Source organism: Sulfitobacter aestuarii, from assembly GCF_042685005.1.
Taxonomy (GTDB): domain Bacteria; phylum Pseudomonadota; class Alphaproteobacteria; order Rhodobacterales; family Rhodobacteraceae; genus Sulfitobacter; species Sulfitobacter aestuarii.
In genome coordinates, this window is sequence record NZ_JBHUMP010000020.1 from 1 (window position 1) to 14816 (window position 14816).

General features: G+C 56.7%; 13 protein-coding genes. 4 read left to right on the top strand and 9 right to left on the bottom strand.

The features are described 5' to 3' along the window. Positions 1-204: 204 nt before the first annotated feature. Positions 205-2829, top strand: coding sequence for a DNA mismatch repair protein MutS (mutS, locus tag ACFSUD_RS16815; RefSeq protein WP_386375711.1), 2625 nt, complete (start codon positions 205-207; stop codon positions 2827-2829). 57 nt (positions 2830-2886) lie between these two features. On the opposite strand, the gene ACFSUD_RS16820 is transcribed toward mutS, so the two are convergent. Beyond that, positions 2887-3450, bottom strand: a complete 564-nt coding sequence (locus tag ACFSUD_RS16820) for a nucleotide exchange factor GrpE (RefSeq protein ID WP_386375668.1) — start codon at positions 3448-3450, stop codon at positions 2887-2889. A gap of 11 nt (positions 3451-3461) precedes the next feature. Further along, positions 3462-4526: a heat-inducible transcriptional repressor HrcA gene (gene hrcA / locus ACFSUD_RS16825; protein WP_386375669.1), complete on the bottom strand. Its 1065-nt coding sequence runs from the start codon at positions 4524-4526 to the stop codon at positions 3462-3464. A 112-nt stretch (positions 4527-4638) separates the two neighbouring features. Between hrcA and rph the strand changes: the two genes are divergently transcribed. Genes rph through hemW form a run of 3 tightly spaced genes read left to right on the top strand, consistent with a single transcriptional unit; the run spans position 4639 to position 7113 of the window. Next, positions 4639-5352: a ribonuclease PH gene (gene rph / locus ACFSUD_RS16830; RefSeq protein WP_386375670.1), complete on the top strand. Its 714-nt coding sequence runs from the start codon at positions 4639-4641 to the stop codon at positions 5350-5352. Further along, positions 5349-5960 carry an RdgB/HAM1 family non-canonical purine NTP pyrophosphatase gene (gene rdgB, locus ACFSUD_RS16835; RefSeq protein WP_386375671.1) on the top strand — a complete coding sequence of 204 codons (612 nt, stop codon included), beginning with the start codon at positions 5349-5351 and terminating at the stop codon, positions 5958-5960. Before rph ends, rdgB begins: the two co-directional genes overlap by 4 nt. Then, complete coding sequence (gene hemW / locus ACFSUD_RS16840; protein WP_386375672.1) at positions 5953-7113, top strand: radical SAM family heme chaperone HemW; 1161 nt, start codon at positions 5953-5955, stop codon at positions 7111-7113. The genes rdgB and hemW overlap by 8 nt, the downstream gene beginning before the upstream one ends. On the opposite strand, the gene ACFSUD_RS16845 is transcribed toward hemW, so the two are convergent. The 7 genes from ACFSUD_RS16845 to ACFSUD_RS16875 form a co-directional block, all read right to left on the bottom strand. Next, positions 7107-8003 carry a ParB/RepB/Spo0J family partition protein gene (locus ACFSUD_RS16845; protein WP_386375673.1) on the bottom strand — a complete coding sequence of 299 codons (897 nt, stop codon included), beginning with the start codon at positions 8001-8003 and terminating at the stop codon, positions 7107-7109. The two genes, hemW and ACFSUD_RS16845, sit on opposite strands and share 7 nt — an antisense overlap. Beyond that, entirely contained in the window at positions 8000-8815 is an 816-nt protein-coding gene (locus ACFSUD_RS16850) for a ParA family protein (RefSeq protein WP_386375674.1), read from the bottom strand. The genes ACFSUD_RS16845 and ACFSUD_RS16850 overlap by 4 nt, the downstream gene beginning before the upstream one ends. Then, positions 8808-9416 (bottom strand): 16S rRNA (guanine(527)-N(7))-methyltransferase RsmG, encoded by a 609-nt coding sequence (rsmG, locus tag ACFSUD_RS16855; RefSeq protein ID WP_386375675.1) that lies wholly within the window; start codon positions 9414-9416, stop codon positions 8808-8810. Before rsmG ends, ACFSUD_RS16850 begins: the two co-directional genes overlap by 8 nt. Continuing rightward, positions 9413-11284, bottom strand: a complete 1872-nt coding sequence (gene mnmG, locus ACFSUD_RS16860) for a tRNA uridine-5-carboxymethylaminomethyl(34) synthesis enzyme MnmG (RefSeq protein WP_386375676.1) — start codon at positions 11282-11284, stop codon at positions 9413-9415. Before mnmG ends, rsmG begins: the two co-directional genes overlap by 4 nt. Positions 11285-11288: 4 nt before the next feature. Then, positions 11289-12575, bottom strand: coding sequence for a tRNA uridine-5-carboxymethylaminomethyl(34) synthesis GTPase MnmE (mnmE, locus tag ACFSUD_RS16865; RefSeq protein ID WP_386375677.1), 1287 nt, complete (start codon positions 12573-12575; stop codon positions 11289-11291). Positions 12576-12605: 30 nt separating this feature from the next. Beyond that, entirely contained in the window at positions 12606-13877 is a 1272-nt protein-coding gene (gene rho / locus ACFSUD_RS16870; RefSeq protein ID WP_386375712.1) for a transcription termination factor Rho, read from the bottom strand. A gap of 126 nt (positions 13878-14003) precedes the next feature. Continuing rightward, positions 14004-14453: a CopD family protein gene (locus ACFSUD_RS16875; protein ID WP_386375678.1), complete on the bottom strand. Its 450-nt coding sequence runs from the start codon at positions 14451-14453 to the stop codon at positions 14004-14006. Positions 14454-14816: the final 363 nt, after the last annotated feature.

Consider the following 14816-nt stretch of genomic DNA (forward strand, 5'->3'; position numbering starts at 1 on the left):
AGCCGCATCGACGATCTGCTGCCGTGGAACTTCAGGACGTCAAGCTGAACCGACAGTGCTATCCCGCGACCGCTTACCAATCAATCGACAGGCGCCGCTTTCAGACAGCGGGCCCGGCGGCGTCGGCTCTTTAACTGGTGCGCATGGTTTTGTAGAGACAGGCAACGACAGGGGGTACCGGTGAGCCAGGACAAAGTAACGCCGATGATGGCGCAATATCTTGAGTTGAAAGCCTCCTATCGGGAGGCATTGTTATTCTACCGGATGGGCGATTTTTATGAGATGTTCTTCGAGGACGCCGTGGCGGCTGCCGAAGCGCTCGATATCGCGCTTACCAAAAGGGGCAAGCATGACGGAGCGGATATCCCGATGTGCGGCGTGCCGGTTCATGCCGCCGAAGGTTATCTTCTGACACTGATCCGCAAGGGTTTTCGCGTTGCGGTCTGTGAGCAGATGGAAAGCCCCGCCGAAGCCAAGAAGCGCGGCTACAAGGCGGTGGTGAAACGCGACGTGGTGCGGCTGGTCACGCCCGGCACCCTGACCGAAGAGGCCCTTCTAGAAGCACGGCGGCACAATTACCTGGCCGCCTTTGTCGAGGTGCGTGACGCTTCTGCACTGGCCTGGGTGGATATTTCCACCGGGGCGTTCCATGTGATGCCCTTGCCGACCGTCCGTCTGGCCCCGGAACTGGCGCGTCTCGCGCCCTCGGAGTTGATCGTTTCGGAGGCCAAGGAGCGCGAACTCTTCGATATCGTCTCCGATTTCGGCCTCGCCCTCACCGGGCTTGCACGCTCTGCCTTTGACAGCAGCGCTGCCGAAAAGCGGATCTGCGATATTTACAAGGTCGGGACGCTGGAGGCTTTCGGCAGTTTCACCCGTGCCGAGGTCTCGGCGATGGGGGCGCTTATCGACTATCTGGAAATTACCCAGAAAGGCCGCCTGCCCCTCCTGAAACCGCCGCAGCGTGAAGCGGAAGCGCGCAATGTGCAGATCGACGCCGCGACAAGGCGAAATCTCGAATTGACGCACGGGCTCAACGGAGGTCGCGCAGGCTCGCTGCTCTCAGTGATGGATCGCACGGTAACCGCCGCCGGGGCGCGGCTGCTCGAGCGGCGTATTTCCAGCCCATCGCGTGTAATAGAGACTATTCAGAGCCGCCTGCAGGCCGTCGCCCACGCCATCGAAAACCAGCGCCGGACCGAAACGATCCGTGACCTGCTGCGTAATGTGCCCGATCTGGACCGTGCCCTGTCACGCCTGTCGCTCGACCGCGGCGGGCCGCGAGATCTGGCGGCGCTGCGCGACGGGTTGATCCAGGCTGAACACATCTCAGTAACCCTCGATAATCCGGAGATGCCGAGCCTGCTGAGAGAGGCAAGGGCCGGCCTTGCGGTGCATCAAAGCCTGATCGACCTACTTGATCAGGCGCTCGTCGCCGAGCCGCCGCTGATGCTGCGCGATGGCGGCTTCATTGCTCCCGGTTATGATGCCGAGCTCGATGAAGCACGCCAGCTGCGCGACGAAGGCCGCGGTGTGATCGCGCGGATGCAGCAGGATTTCGTCTCAGATACGGGCATTTCGTCACTCAAGATCAAGCATAATAACGTGCTCGGCTATTTCATCGAGGTTACGGCAACCCATGGCGACAAGATGCTGTCGCCGCCGCTTTCCGAGCGTTTCATCCATCGCCAGACCACCGCCAATCAGCTTCGGTTCACCACCGTCGAACTTTCCGAGATGGAAACCCGTATCCTCAACGCAGGAAACCTCGCGCTGGAAATCGAGAAACGCCTCTATGAAAATCTGAAAACCACGATACTCGAAAGCGCGGCTGAGATCGGTGTTACCTCGGCCGGAATGGCAGAGATCGATCTGGCCGCGGCACTGGCACATCTGGCGAAGGAACAGAACTGGGTCATGCCGAAGGTCGACACCAGCCGGGCTTTCAAGATTGTTGGCGGGCGCCACCCGGTTGTCGAGGCGGCCCTTACACAGAACTCCGGCACGCCATTCATCGCAAATGATTGCGACCTCAGCGCCTCAGAGGATGCCGCTAGCGTCTGGCTTCTTACCGGGCCGAACATGGCCGGTAAGTCAACCTTTCTGCGGCAAAATGCGCTGATTGCGCTGATGGCCCAGATCGGCAGTTTCGTACCAGCAGAATCCGCCCATATCGGTGCTGTCAGCCAGTTGTTCAGTCGTGTCGGCGCTTCGGACGATCTCGCGCGCGGGCGTTCTACCTTCATGGTGGAAATGGTCGAAACGGCAGCGATACTCAATCAGGCCGATGACCGAGCGCTGATCATCCTCGATGAAATCGGCCGGGGAACCGCGACCTATGATGGGCTCAGCATCGCCTGGGCGACGCTCGAACATCTCCACGACGTCAATCGCGCCCGCGCACTCTTTGCCACACATTATCACGAAATGACCGCCCTCGCCGGCAAGTTGCCGGGCGTCGAGAACGCAACCGTCGCCGTGAAGGAATGGGAAGGTGACGTGGTGTTTCTGCACGAGGTGCGCAAAGGTGCAGCGGACCGCTCCTATGGAGTTCAGGTGGCGCAGCTTGCCGGCCTGCCGGCGCCGGTGATTGCGCGGGCCCGTATCGTGCTGGAAGCGCTGGAACAGGGTGAGCGCGAAGGCGGGGCGACCCAGAAAACGTTGATCGACGATCTGCCGCTGTTCTCGGCCGCCCCGCCACCCATGCCGACGGCCCCGGCAAAACCCTCTGCGGCAGAGACGTTGTTGGAAAAGATAATCCCGGACGAGCTTACCCCCCGCGAAGCGCTCGAAATGCTCTACAAACTGAAAGAGGCGGCCAGAGCCTGACCGCCTCTTTTTTCTCGTCAGCGCGAAACAGCGCGACTTTTCTGGAAGTTCTTCCGATCAGCTCGCCGGTGTGGACGACACGCCGACCTGTGCGGGGCGCAGCAGTCGATCGTGGAGCATGAAACCTTCGGAAGCGACCTGGATGATATCGCCGGTCTTGGTGTCGGGCACCGGCGCCTCGAACATCGCCTGATGATGCTGCGGATCGAACCGGTCACCGACTTCAGGTGCAATGATCTCGATACCGTGTTTCTTGAAAACGCTGAGCAGCTCTCGCATCGTCAATTCGACCCCTTCGAGCAGTGCGGCAGAATGCTCGCGCTGCTCGCCGGTCGCTGCCTCGAGCGCGCGTTTCATGTTGTCATAGACTGGCAGCATGTCGCGGGCGAGCTTGGAGCCACCATAATTCTCTGCCTCGCGCCGATCTTTCTCGGAGCGCTTGCGGGCATTCTCCGCATCCGCCAGGGCGCGCATGAAACGGTCGCGCAGCTGGTCCCGTTCGGCGCGCAGCTGCTCCACCTCGAGCGCTTCTTCATCGATCTCGGCCATCTCCTCGGCATATTCGTCTGCCTGGGCCTCGTCGATATCGTCGAGAAAATCGTTTTCCTTGGGCTCTGCCATTTTTCACACCTCTATTTCTGGTTGGAAATCATCTTTCCAACCAGCTGTGCCGTGTAGTTCACGATCGGCACGATACGTCCATAATTCAAACGCGTCGGGCCAATGACGCCGACCGCGCCGATGACCTTGCGATCCGCGTTCATATAAGGGGAAACCACCAAAGATGAACCCGAAAGTGAGAAAAGTTTGTTCTCTGAGCCGATAAAAATGCGCACACCGTCGCCGCCTTCGGCCAATTCGAGGAATTCGGCAATATCCCGCTTACGCTCGAGATCGTCGAACAGCGAGCGGATACGCTCCAGATCTTCGGCTTCAGCCTCGCTTTCCAGCAAGTTCGCACGGCCGCGTACGATCAACCTCTCGGTATTCTCCGTATCGCTGTCCCAGAGTGCCAATCCGCTCTCCACGAGCTCCTGTGCCAGCCGGTCGATCTCCTGTCGTCGCTGCCTTATCTGTTGGGCGATGCTCCGCTGCAATTCACCGATCGTTTTGCCTTCGACCAGAGCGTTGAGAAAATTGGCTGCCTCGCGCATCGAACTTGGGGTCTGTCCCGGCGGCGGGGTAAACAGGCGGTTTTCGACATGACCGTCCGAAAACACAAGTACCACCAGGGCGCGATCCTGAGACAGGGAGACAAATTCGATATGCTTGATCGGCGCTTCGTGCTTGGGCGTCAGCACCAGCGAAGCACCATGGGTGACGCCAGACAGAGCCGAGCCGACCCGGTCGAGCAGGCCTGTGACATCAGAGGCATCCGCGCCGAGCGTCGCGTCGATCTTCTCGCGGTCCGGCTCCGAAGGATCGCCGATCTCGATCATCCCGTCGACGAACATCCGCAGCCCCATTTGTGTCGGGATCCGGCCGGCGCTGACATGCGGAGAGCCGAGCAGGCCCATATATTCGAGATCCTGCATGACGTTCCGGATCGTCGCGGCGCTTACCTTTTCACTGAAGTCGCGGGTCAACGACCGGGAGCCGACCGGGTCGCCCTTTGCCAAATACCCCTCCACCACCCGGCGAAACACCTCGCGGGAGCGGTCGTTCATATCCTGCAACAGTTTTGACGTCTCGTTCATCGGTGCCCCTTACTCACGGTCCAATAAAGGTGTCCGGGGCCCAAACGTCAATCGGGCTTGCATCACGCAGGGCAGCGGCGGTATCCCCCGACAACATCAAAAAGGATAGACCATGCGCCCTTCCGGCCGAAAACTCGATGAAATGCGTCCCGTCTCCGTAGAAGTCGGCTTCACCAAACATGCCGAGGGCTCGGCGCTGATCAAGGTCGGCGACACACATGTGCTTTGCACTGCCACGATCGAGGACCGGGTACCGCCTTTCATCAAGGGTTCCGGTCTCGGTTGGGTGACGGCAGAATATGGTATGCTGCCCCGTGCAACCAATACCCGCATGCGGCGCGAAGCCGCTTCCGGCAAGCAGGGCGGACGCACCGTCGAGATCCAGCGCCTGATCGGCCGTTCGCTGCGCGCTGGTGTGGACCGGGTCGCCCTGGGCGAGCGGCAGATCACCGTCGATTGCGATGTCCTGCAGGCCGATGGCGGCACCCGCTGCGCGTCGATCACCGGGGGCTGGATCGCGCTGCGGCTTGCGGTCAACAGGCTGATGAAGGCCGGTGACGTGATCAGCGATCCGCTGGTAGATCCGGTGGCCGCTGTGAGCTGCGGTATCTATGCCGGTCAACCCGTGCTCGATCTCGATTATCCGGAAGATTCCGAGGCCGGCGTCGACGGCAATTTTATCATGACGGGGTCGCGTCGCCTGATCGAGGTGCAAATGAGCGCCGAAGGCTCTACCTATAGTCGCGAACAGATGAACAACCTGATGGACCTTGCCGAGAAAGGCGTCTCGAAATTGGTTGAGATACAAAAGGCTGTCACGGCATGACAAGAAGGTTCACCGGCACGCGCATTCTGATCGCGACCCATAATGCGGGCAAGCTCGAAGAGATGGGCCAATTATTCGCGCCGCTTGGCGTGCAGGTGATTGGCGCTGCGGAGATGAAGCTACCTGAGCCGGAGGAAACGGAAAACACCTTCGTGGGCAACGCCCGGATCAAGGCACATGCGGCGGCAAAGGCGACTGGCCTGCCCGCCCTCTCCGATGATTCAGGCATAGAGGTCGAAGCGCTGGACAATGCGCCCGGTGTCTATACTGCCGATTGGGCCGAGACCGGGAATGGCCGGGATTTTGTCATGGCGATGACGAAGACCCATGATCTGCTGGAAGCAAAAAATGCGGCACATCCCCGCCGCGCCCGGTTCTGCGCGACGTTGGTGCTTGCATGGCCCGATGGACATGACGAGGTCTTCGTTGGCACGGTCAACGGAACGCTCGTCTGGCCGGTGCGCGGCGCCCTCGGTCATGGCTATGATCCGATGTTTCAACCCGACGGATACAATAGCACCTTCGCCGAGATGAACTCCGAACAGAAAAACGCCATTAGCCATCGATCGAAGGCTTTTGCCCAATTGATAGCAGGATGCTTTGACTGAAGATTGGCAACAGGGCGGTTTCGGCCTCTATATCCATTGGCCGTTTTGCGAGGCAAAATGCCCCTATTGCGACTTCAACAGTCATGTAAGCCGACAAATTGATCAAAAGGCCTGGCGGGACGCCTATCTCGGCGAGCTGAACCGCGCGGCAGGCGAGGCGCCCGGCCGCGTCCTTAACGCGGTCTTTTTCGGCGGCGGCACCCCCAGTCTGATGGATCCGCAAATTGTTGCGGATATCATAGATGCGATCAAACGTCTGTGGCCGATAGCCAACGATCTCGAACTCACCCTGGAAGCGAACCCCGGATCGGTCGAGGCTGGACGCTTTGCGGCCTATCGACAGGCCGGCATCAGCCGTGTTTCAATGGGTATACAGGCGCTCAACGACTCAGATCTGCGCCGCTTGGGGCGTATTCATTCGGCTAAGGAGGCCTTAGCAGCGTTCGATATTGCGCGCAACGCCTTCGACCGGGTGAGTTTTGATCTGATCTACGGCCGCCAAGATCAGACATTGCAGGATTGGAACGACGAGCTCAAACAAGCTCTCAGCCTCGCGATCGACCATATTTCCCTCTACCAACTCACTGTCGAGCAAGGTACCGCATTCGGTGACCGCTATAACCGTGGCAAACTGCGGGGCTTGCCCGACGAAGACCTCGGCGCCGACATGTACAGCCTCACCCAAGACATTTGCGGCGAGATGGGCATGCCGGCCTATGAGGTCTCCAACCATGCACGGGACAACGCGCAATCCCGGCATAATCTGATCTACTGGCGCTACGGCGATTACATCGGTATCGGCCCGGGGGCGCATGGTCGGCTGACACTCGGCGGTCAGAAATGGGCCACCGAATGCTATTCCAATCCCAACCGCTGGCTCACCGGTGCGGCCGATGCCGATGCTGAAAAGCCGCGTCAGTCACTCGGCCCCGCAGAACAGGCAAGCGAATACGTGATGATGGGCCTGCGACTGAAGGAAGGTATCGACCTTGACCGCTATGCCCGGATCGCCGGATCCCCCATAGAAGCGACAAAGATCGACCACCTGCGCAATATCGGCATGATCGATCTCCACGGGTCAATATTATCCGTGACGGATCAAGGCATTATGCTTCTAAACGCCGTGCTGAAGGATCTGCTCACGGATCAATGACCGCCAAGCTTGCGGCAAAGCTCATCAAGTTGATCAAGCGACGTATAGTGCAAGACCATCTGTCCGGTTTCCTGACCTGGTTTGTGGTTCAACAACACCTTCATCCCGAGATTGGCCGAGAGATCGCCTTCCAACGCCTTTGTATCTGCATCCTTCTCCTCGCCGTTAACTCGATTGTTTTGACGGACGCGCGCATCGGGGCCAGCCTGCTCCTTTTTGACCAAGGCTTCGGCGGTACGGACTGAGAGACCTCCTTTGACGATCTGCTGAGCCAGGCGGTAAGGATCCTTCGATGGGATAAGCGCACGTGCGTGACCGGCGCTCAGCTCACCACCGCGCACCATCTCCAATACGGGCTCCGGAAGGTTCAGCAGCCGTAACAAGTTGGCAATATGACTGCGGCTTTTCCCGAGCGCCTCCGCCATCTTTTCTTGCGTATGACCAAAGCGATCCATCAACTGGCGATAGCCGGCCGCTTCCTCAATCGAGTTGAGATCGGCACGTTGTATATTCTCGATAATCGCGACCTCGAGCACCTCGACATCGGTAAAAGACCGTACAATGACAGGCAGCTCGTGCAACTTGGCCATCTGCGAAGCACGCCATCGGCGTTCGCCGGCAACGATTTCGAACGTCCCGTCGTCACGTGCACGGACGATCAGTGGCTGAATAACGCCTTTCTCTCGGATTGACGCAGCGAGATCATCGAGGTCCCCCTGCTCGAACCGCTTCCGGGGTTGCTCCGGATTGGGAGAGATACGCTCAATCGGAACAAATTGCTCCGCAGCCGCCGGACCACGAGCCGCTTTACTTTCCGTTTCCGCTACATCTGCCATAAGTGCTGACAATCCTCGCCCCAAACCACGTTTTCTTTCCTGTTTTTCAGTCATACTGCCCCGCTCTCATGTTTGTTATTCGCCAGGATTTCACTTGCTAGCGCGCGATAGGCCTGCGCTCCCTTGGACATCGTATCGTAGCTCAAAACCGGCACTGCAAAACTGGGCGCTTCGCTCACCCGTACGTTGCGCGGAATCATGGTTTTGAAGACAACGTCGCCCAGGGTGGCTCTGGCATCCTGTTCAACCTGTTGAGAAAGATTATTACGACGATCGTACATCGTAAGTAAAACCCCTTCGATCCGAAGATCCTTGTTGCCGCTTTGCCGTACCTCCCGGATAGTCAGCATCAGCTGCGACAAGCCTTCCAGAGCGAAGAACTCGCTCTGCAACGGTACCAGTACGGAATGGCTGGCAATCATCGCATTGACGGTAAGCAGATTGAGCGAAGGCGGGCAATCGATCAAGATATAATCAAGCGCAAATGTGGTTATATTTTCCTGACGCAACGCATCATGTAGTAGGAAGCTGCGCTTTTCATTGGAGAACAGCTCGATATCAGCCGAACTCAGATCGACGGTCGCGGGAACGATGAAGAGGCCGTCCTGCGCGGTCGGAAGAATAACCTCATCGAGCTCAGCCTCATCGAGCAGTAGTTCGTAGGTGGTATTTTCCCTATCTCCAATCTCAATACCGAGGCCAGTTGAAGCGTTTCCCTGGGGGTCGAGATCGACCAAAAGAACACGCTTCCCCTGTTCTACCAAGGCTGCGGCGAGATTGATGGCTGTCGTGGTCTTCCCGACACCGCCTTTTTGGTTGGTGACAGCGATGATTTTCGGGCCCGCCGGGCGCAACGAGTCAGACACGTACAAGTTCCTTGATCTTCAACACCGCGGCAGCGTCGTTTGTCTCACTCTTAACCACTTCAAGATCATAATGCCAGCGCAGCTGTGCCTTCATATGCTCTTCGCGCCATCTTTCGCCCTTTAGGAACAATGCGACACCGTCTTGAGCGAGATGTCTCTCGGTAAATTCCAGCAAGCTGTCCAGTCCGGCTAATGCCCGGGCCGACAGGATATCGACCTTCAAAGGTTCAATTTCCTCGATACGCGCGGTGATCACATTGGCGGACAACCCCAATTCTCTAATCGCAGTGCGAAGAAACGCCGACTTTTTCTGGTCGCTTTCAACCAATGTCATTCGCCGCTCTGGTTCCGATTCAGTGGACAGAATAGCGATGACAATGCCTGGAAACCCACCGCCGCTTCCTATATCCGCCCAATGTCCGCCAGACGGTGCGTGATAGAACAATTGCATCGAATCACGGATATGGCGGTCCATCAGCTCCGGAACGCTTGCCTTTGATATCAGGTTAACTTTTGATGTCCACTTTCGAACAAGCTCACCGAAAGCAAGGAGCTTTTCCGATGTTTCACGTGAAACATTCGAACCGAAGATATTGGTCATGCAATTTTTCGCTGCTCATCACGCTTCAACCGCGCTAATAACAGCGTAAGCGCGGAAGGTGTGATCCCGTCAATACGCCCTGCCTGCGCAATGGTCTCAGGACGGGCCTTGATGAGTTTGTGCTTCAACTCATTCGACAGACCTTCGAGGGTTTGATAGTCGAACTGCTCAGGGATGCGATGTCCCTCGTCCTTCCGAAGCAAGGCTACATCTTTTTCTTGCCGTGCGATGTAGTTTGAATATAGAGCATCCTTCTCGATTTGTCGCCGAATTGGCTCGCGGACCTGCACTAAGTCGGTGTCTAATGGCAGGAGATCTTCATAGCATACATTCGGGAACGATAGCAGCTGAAAAAGAGATCGCTTCTCACCATCCTGATTGATTACGATACCGGCCTGCTGCGCCTGTTTAGGCGAAACTATCGTGGCAGATAGTCGGTCCTTAGCCGCACGGATATCGGCATGCTTCTTTTCGAAGGCGGCAACACGAGTTTTGGATACGCATCCCAATGAGATTGCAACGGGCGTCAGGCGCTGGTCCGCATTGTCGGCGCGGAGAGATAACCTGAACTCTGCGCGTGATGTAAACATCCGATAAGGTTCACTCACCCCACGGGTCGTGAGGTCATCGATCATAACACCGATATAGGAATCAGCCCGACTGAATGTGAACGCTTCACTACCCTGCGCTACCAGTGCAGCATTCAAACCAGCAACCAGTCCTTGGGCTGCAGCCTCTTCATAACCGGTCGTTCCATTGATTTGTCCTGCGAAAAATAGACCTGGCACCGAATTGACGCGCAATGCGGAATCCAGTGCCCTGGGATCTACATAATCGTATTCAATGGCATATCCAGGTTGCAGAATCTCTGCTTTTTCCAATCCTTTCATCGTTCTCACATATTCAAGCTGTACGTCTTCAGGCAGTGATGTGGAGATTCCGTTCGGATATATAGTATGGTCATCAATGCCTTCAGGCTCGAGAAAAACCTGATGGGATTCCTTGTCCGCGAAGCGTACGACCTTGTCTTCGATTGACGGGCAGTATCTTGGCCCAACTCCATCAATTTGACCACCATACATGGCCGATTTCGAAAGGTTTTCCCGTATGATATCGTGAGTCTTCGCGTTGGTATGAGTGATGCCACAGTTGACCTGTTGGGCAGGAGCCTCATTCGACAGGAACGAAAATAATACCGGTGTCTCGTCGCCCGGCTGTTCGTCAAGCACGGACCAATCGATTGTCCGACCATCCAACCTTGGCGGAGTACCTGTCTTCAGCCGCCCCATAGCGAGTTTAAATGAGTCGATCCGTTCCGCCAGAGCAACAGACGCACGATCTCCTATGCGGCCACCTGTTTTCGACACATCGCCGATATGTATCGTTCCCCTAAGAAACGTACCCGTCGTCAGAACAACCGATGTACCAACAATCTCGCCAACATCACGCACCTTTACGCCTGTTACCGCGCCGCCTTGCAGGACAAAGTCAATTACTTCGCCTTCGATCAACTGAAGATCTTCCTGCGCCTCAACCTCGCGAAGCATCTCGTCGCGGTAGATTCGTCGGTCGGCCTGCGCCCGCGGTCCCTGAACTGCCGGTCCCTTGCGTCTGTTTAGGAGCCTGAACTGGATCCCGGCTTTGTCAGCGACCCGACCCATCAACCCATCCATCGCGTCAATCTCGCGCACCAGATGGCCCTTCCCCAAGCCCCCGATAGCTGGATTACAGGACATGACACCGATATCACGGCGGGACATGGTGACAAGCGCAGTTCGCGCGCCAAGGCGCGCAGCGGCATGTGCCGCTTCTACACCGGCATGCCCGCCGCCGATAACGATTACATCAAAATGTTTCACGTGAAACACTCCATTATTTTCCGAGGCAAAAGCTGCTGAAAATCTCGTCTAACAAGTTCTCGACATCGATGCGACCCACAAGCGCTTCTAAAGAGCGAATCGCATAGCGTAGTTCATCAGCAGCTATATCATAGTGATCGGGGCCAAGTGCCAGAGTTTCGCTCACGTTATTGAGTGCAATCGCCGCGCGCTGCATGGACACACGATGCCGCTCATGAGTTGCCAATCCTACATCTGCACAACGTTTTGAGAGAATACCTTCAATAAGCGCAATCAGATCAGTAATCCCCTGACCCGACTTACCTGAGACCGCAGGCATGTCATCGGACCGAAGATCGGCTTTGGGTGCGATCACTATGTCCTCGGCAGAAGGTTTCAACATCAACACTTCGCCCGGCTCGGCGAGGAAGACACGGAGATCCGCCGAGCTGGCCCGTTCTATTGCCCGGCTAACACCGATAGTTTCGATTTCATCATCGCTGTCGCGCAGGCCGGCGGTATCCAAAAGCGTGACCGGAAGTCCGCCCAAGTCCATTCGAACTTCAATAACATCTCGCGTAGTCCCGGCAATCGAAGATGTAATCGCCGCATCGCGTCCTGCTAATGCGTTGAGAAGTGTCGACTTTCCAGCATTCGGCGCTCCGACGATAGCCACCTCGAAGCCTGTTCGGATCCGTTCTGCGACAAGGGTTCCCTTTATCTCGTGAGCGAGATTCTCGGAAACTTCGGTTAGTAAGCCTCTTACTTCAGGTGTCACGTCGACCGGAACATCCTCATCGGCGAAATCTATTGTCGCCTCCAATAACGCGGCCGCGCGAATCAGGTTAGCACGCCATTGATCAATGCGCTCCCCCAGTCGTCCGGCCAGTACACGTGCGGCCTGCTTGCGCTGCGCTTCCGTCTCGGCTTCGATAAGATCGGCGAGACCTTCCACCTGAGGTAGATCGAGTCGCCCATTCTCCAAAGCGCGTCTGGTAAATTCTCCGGGCTCTGCAAGCCGGGCATCTTTATACGTCGAGAGCAGCACGAGTACGGCCCGAGTTACGGCGATGCTTCCATGCAGTTGAAATTCAACAACATCTTCGCCGGTGAAGCTATCAGGTCCGGGAAAGGTGAGCACGACCCCCTGATCCAGGATCATACCATCACGATCCCTCACCTCACGCAATCCCGCGTGTCGCCCGCTTGGCAGCGAGCGACAGCAGGACGATGCGATTTCGAAAGCCGTCGGTCCCGATAGCCGGATGATCGAAACTCCCGCCCGTCCCTGCGCGGTTGCCTGGGCAAAGATCGTGTCCATCACACTAACCCACTGATATCTATTACTTTATCAGGTATTCATCGAGTCGAAGAAATCTGAATTTGTCTTGGTCTGCTTCAGCTTCCCAAGTAAAAATTCTATTGCATCGGTCGTACCCATCGGGTTCAGGATCCGCCGCAACACAAAGGTTTTCTGAAGATCGATCTTATCGACAAGCAGGTCTTCCTTGCGGGTCCCTGATTTCAGAATATCGATCGCCGGGAACACCCGCTTGTCGGCGATTTTGCGGTCCAGCACGATTTCCGAGTTGCCGGTACCTTTGAATTCTTCAAAGATCACCTCGTCCATCCGGCTGCCGGTATCGATCAGCGCGGTGGCAATGATGGTAAGCGAGCCGCCTTCCTCGATATTGCGGGCCGCACCGAAAAACCGCTTCGGTCGCTGCAAGGCATTGGCATCCACACCGCCGGTCAGTACCTTGCCCGAAGACGGTACGACGGTATTGAACGCCCGGCCGAGACGGGTAATCGAATCCAGCAGGATCACCACGTCCCGCTTGTGCTCAACCAGACGTTTGGCTTTCTCGATCACCATATCGGAAACCGCAACGTGGCGTGTGGCCGGCTCGTCAAAAGTCGAGGAAACCACTTCGCCCTTCACACTGCGCTGCATGTCGGTGACCTCCTCGGGCCGCTCATCGATCAGCAGCACTATGAGATAGCATTCGGGGTGGTTCTTCTCGATCGAGTTGGCGATGTTCTGCAGCAACACGGTTTTACCGGTTCGCGGCGGTGCCACGATGAGCGACCGCTGGCCTTTGCCGATGGGCGACACGAGGTCGATCACCCGCGCGGAGCGATCCTTGACCGTCGGATCCTCGACTTCCATTTTCAGACGTTCGTCCGGATAGAGCGGTGTCAGGTTTTCGAATGCGACCTTGTGACGCGCTTTCTCGGGCGGCTCGAAGTTGATCTTGGTCACTTCGGTGAGCGCAAAGTAGCGCTCACTGTCGTCCGGCGCCTTGATTAAACCTTCGATCGTATCTCCGGTTCGCAGAGAATACTGGCGGATCATTTCCGGCGAGACATAGATATCGTCCGGTCCCGGCAGGTAATTGGCCTCGGGCGAGCGCAAAAACCCGAAACCGTCCTGCAATACCTCAAGCACGCCGTCCCCGGAGATTTCCCAGCCGTCGTCCGCGCGTTCGCGCAGGATCTGGAACATCATCTCGCCCTTGCGCATCGTCGAGGCGTTTTCGATCTCCAGCTCTTCGGCCATGGCGAGCAGGTTTTTCGGCGTCTGCGCCTTGAGATCGGCGAGGTTCAGCGTTTCGGTGGTCATGGAAGATCCTGTGCGGCAGCAGCAGCTTGCGCTGGCGGGTCGAGAAAGAAGGATGAGCAGAATGTGCTTCCCCCGGACGGGGTGCAAAAGCAGATATAGGCAGAGCGCAGCGGTGAGTCAATCAGCTCAGAATTTGAGCACTACCGAAAAGACGATAACGATCATCAACACCGTCGGAACTTCATTCATCAGGCGATATTGACGCCCTGTCAGGCTATTACGTCCGGATGAGAAGCTCTTGCCTCGTTGCACCAGCCAGCCATGAAACCCGGTCATGCACAAAACGGCGGCGGCCTTGCTCCAGGGCCAGATAGCTGACCAATCGACGATGCCGGGGGTAAACACCAGCACCACACCGAAAAACCAGGTTGCGAGCATTGCAGGCCGCATGATTACACGCGCGAGCTTGTATTCCATCATGGTGAAAAGCTGGTGGGTTTCGCCCTCCAGCCCAATGGCTTCGGTATGATGTACGTAGAGCCTGGGAAGATAGAACAGCGCGGCCATCCAGGAGATCACAGACACGATGTGGAACGCCTTGGTCCAAGGATAGATCGAGGCGAGTAGATCGGACATGCGCAGCTCCGCGGTTTTCATCCTTCTTAATATAAAAAGAGAAAGAAGAAAGATGATGATGTTTGTAGGTCGCGCTAACTCTGTGGATTATCCAGTTTTGCGATGAGTTATCCCGCGGTGCACAGATTTCCATCCGTAATGTGGAGATGAGTAAGTGCAAAAAATATTTTATATATGATTCAATGATTTGTAGACGATTTTCCGTTCCACGTCGCGCCGGCGAATCTGAGGATAAACCTGGGAGGGAAGGAAACATACCGTACCCAATCTTGTTCTTGCTCATCACTGATGGAATCGCCTCGAATCGGGTGAGAATTTGGCGGAATCAGCAGGCTTGATCCCGAAGGCGATAATCTGCAGAAC

Excerpts from the sequence above, each read along its gene's own strand:
- mutS (WP_386375711.1), top strand. The coding sequence starts at position 205 with ATGATGGCGCAATATCTTGAGTTGAAAGCCTCCTATCGGGAGGCATTG.
- ACFSUD_RS16820 (WP_386375668.1), bottom strand. The coding sequence starts at position 3,450 with ATGGCAGAGCCCAAGGAAAACGATTTTCTCGACGATATCGACGAGGCC.
- hrcA (WP_386375669.1), bottom strand. The coding sequence starts at position 4,526 with ATGAACGAGACGTCAAAACTGTTGCAGGATATGAACGACCGCTCCCGC.
- rph (WP_386375670.1), top strand. The coding sequence starts at position 4,639 with ATGCGCCCTTCCGGCCGAAAACTCGATGAAATGCGTCCCGTCTCCGTA.
- rdgB (WP_386375671.1), top strand. The coding sequence starts at position 5,349 with ATGACAAGAAGGTTCACCGGCACGCGCATTCTGATCGCGACCCATAAT.
- ACFSUD_RS16845 (WP_386375673.1), bottom strand. The coding sequence starts at position 8,003 with ATGACTGAAAAACAGGAAAGAAAACGTGGTTTGGGGCGAGGATTGTCA.
- rsmG (WP_386375675.1), bottom strand. The coding sequence starts at position 9,416 with ATGACCAATATCTTCGGTTCGAATGTTTCACGTGAAACATCGGAAAAG.
- mnmE (WP_386375677.1), bottom strand. The coding sequence starts at position 12,575 with ATGGACACGATCTTTGCCCAGGCAACCGCGCAGGGACGGGCGGGAGTT.
- rho (WP_386375712.1), bottom strand. The coding sequence starts at position 13,877 with ATGACCACCGAAACGCTGAACCTCGCCGATCTCAAGGCGCAGACGCCG.
- ACFSUD_RS16875 (WP_386375678.1), bottom strand. The coding sequence starts at position 14,453 with ATGTCCGATCTACTCGCCTCGATCTATCCTTGGACCAAGGCGTTCCAC.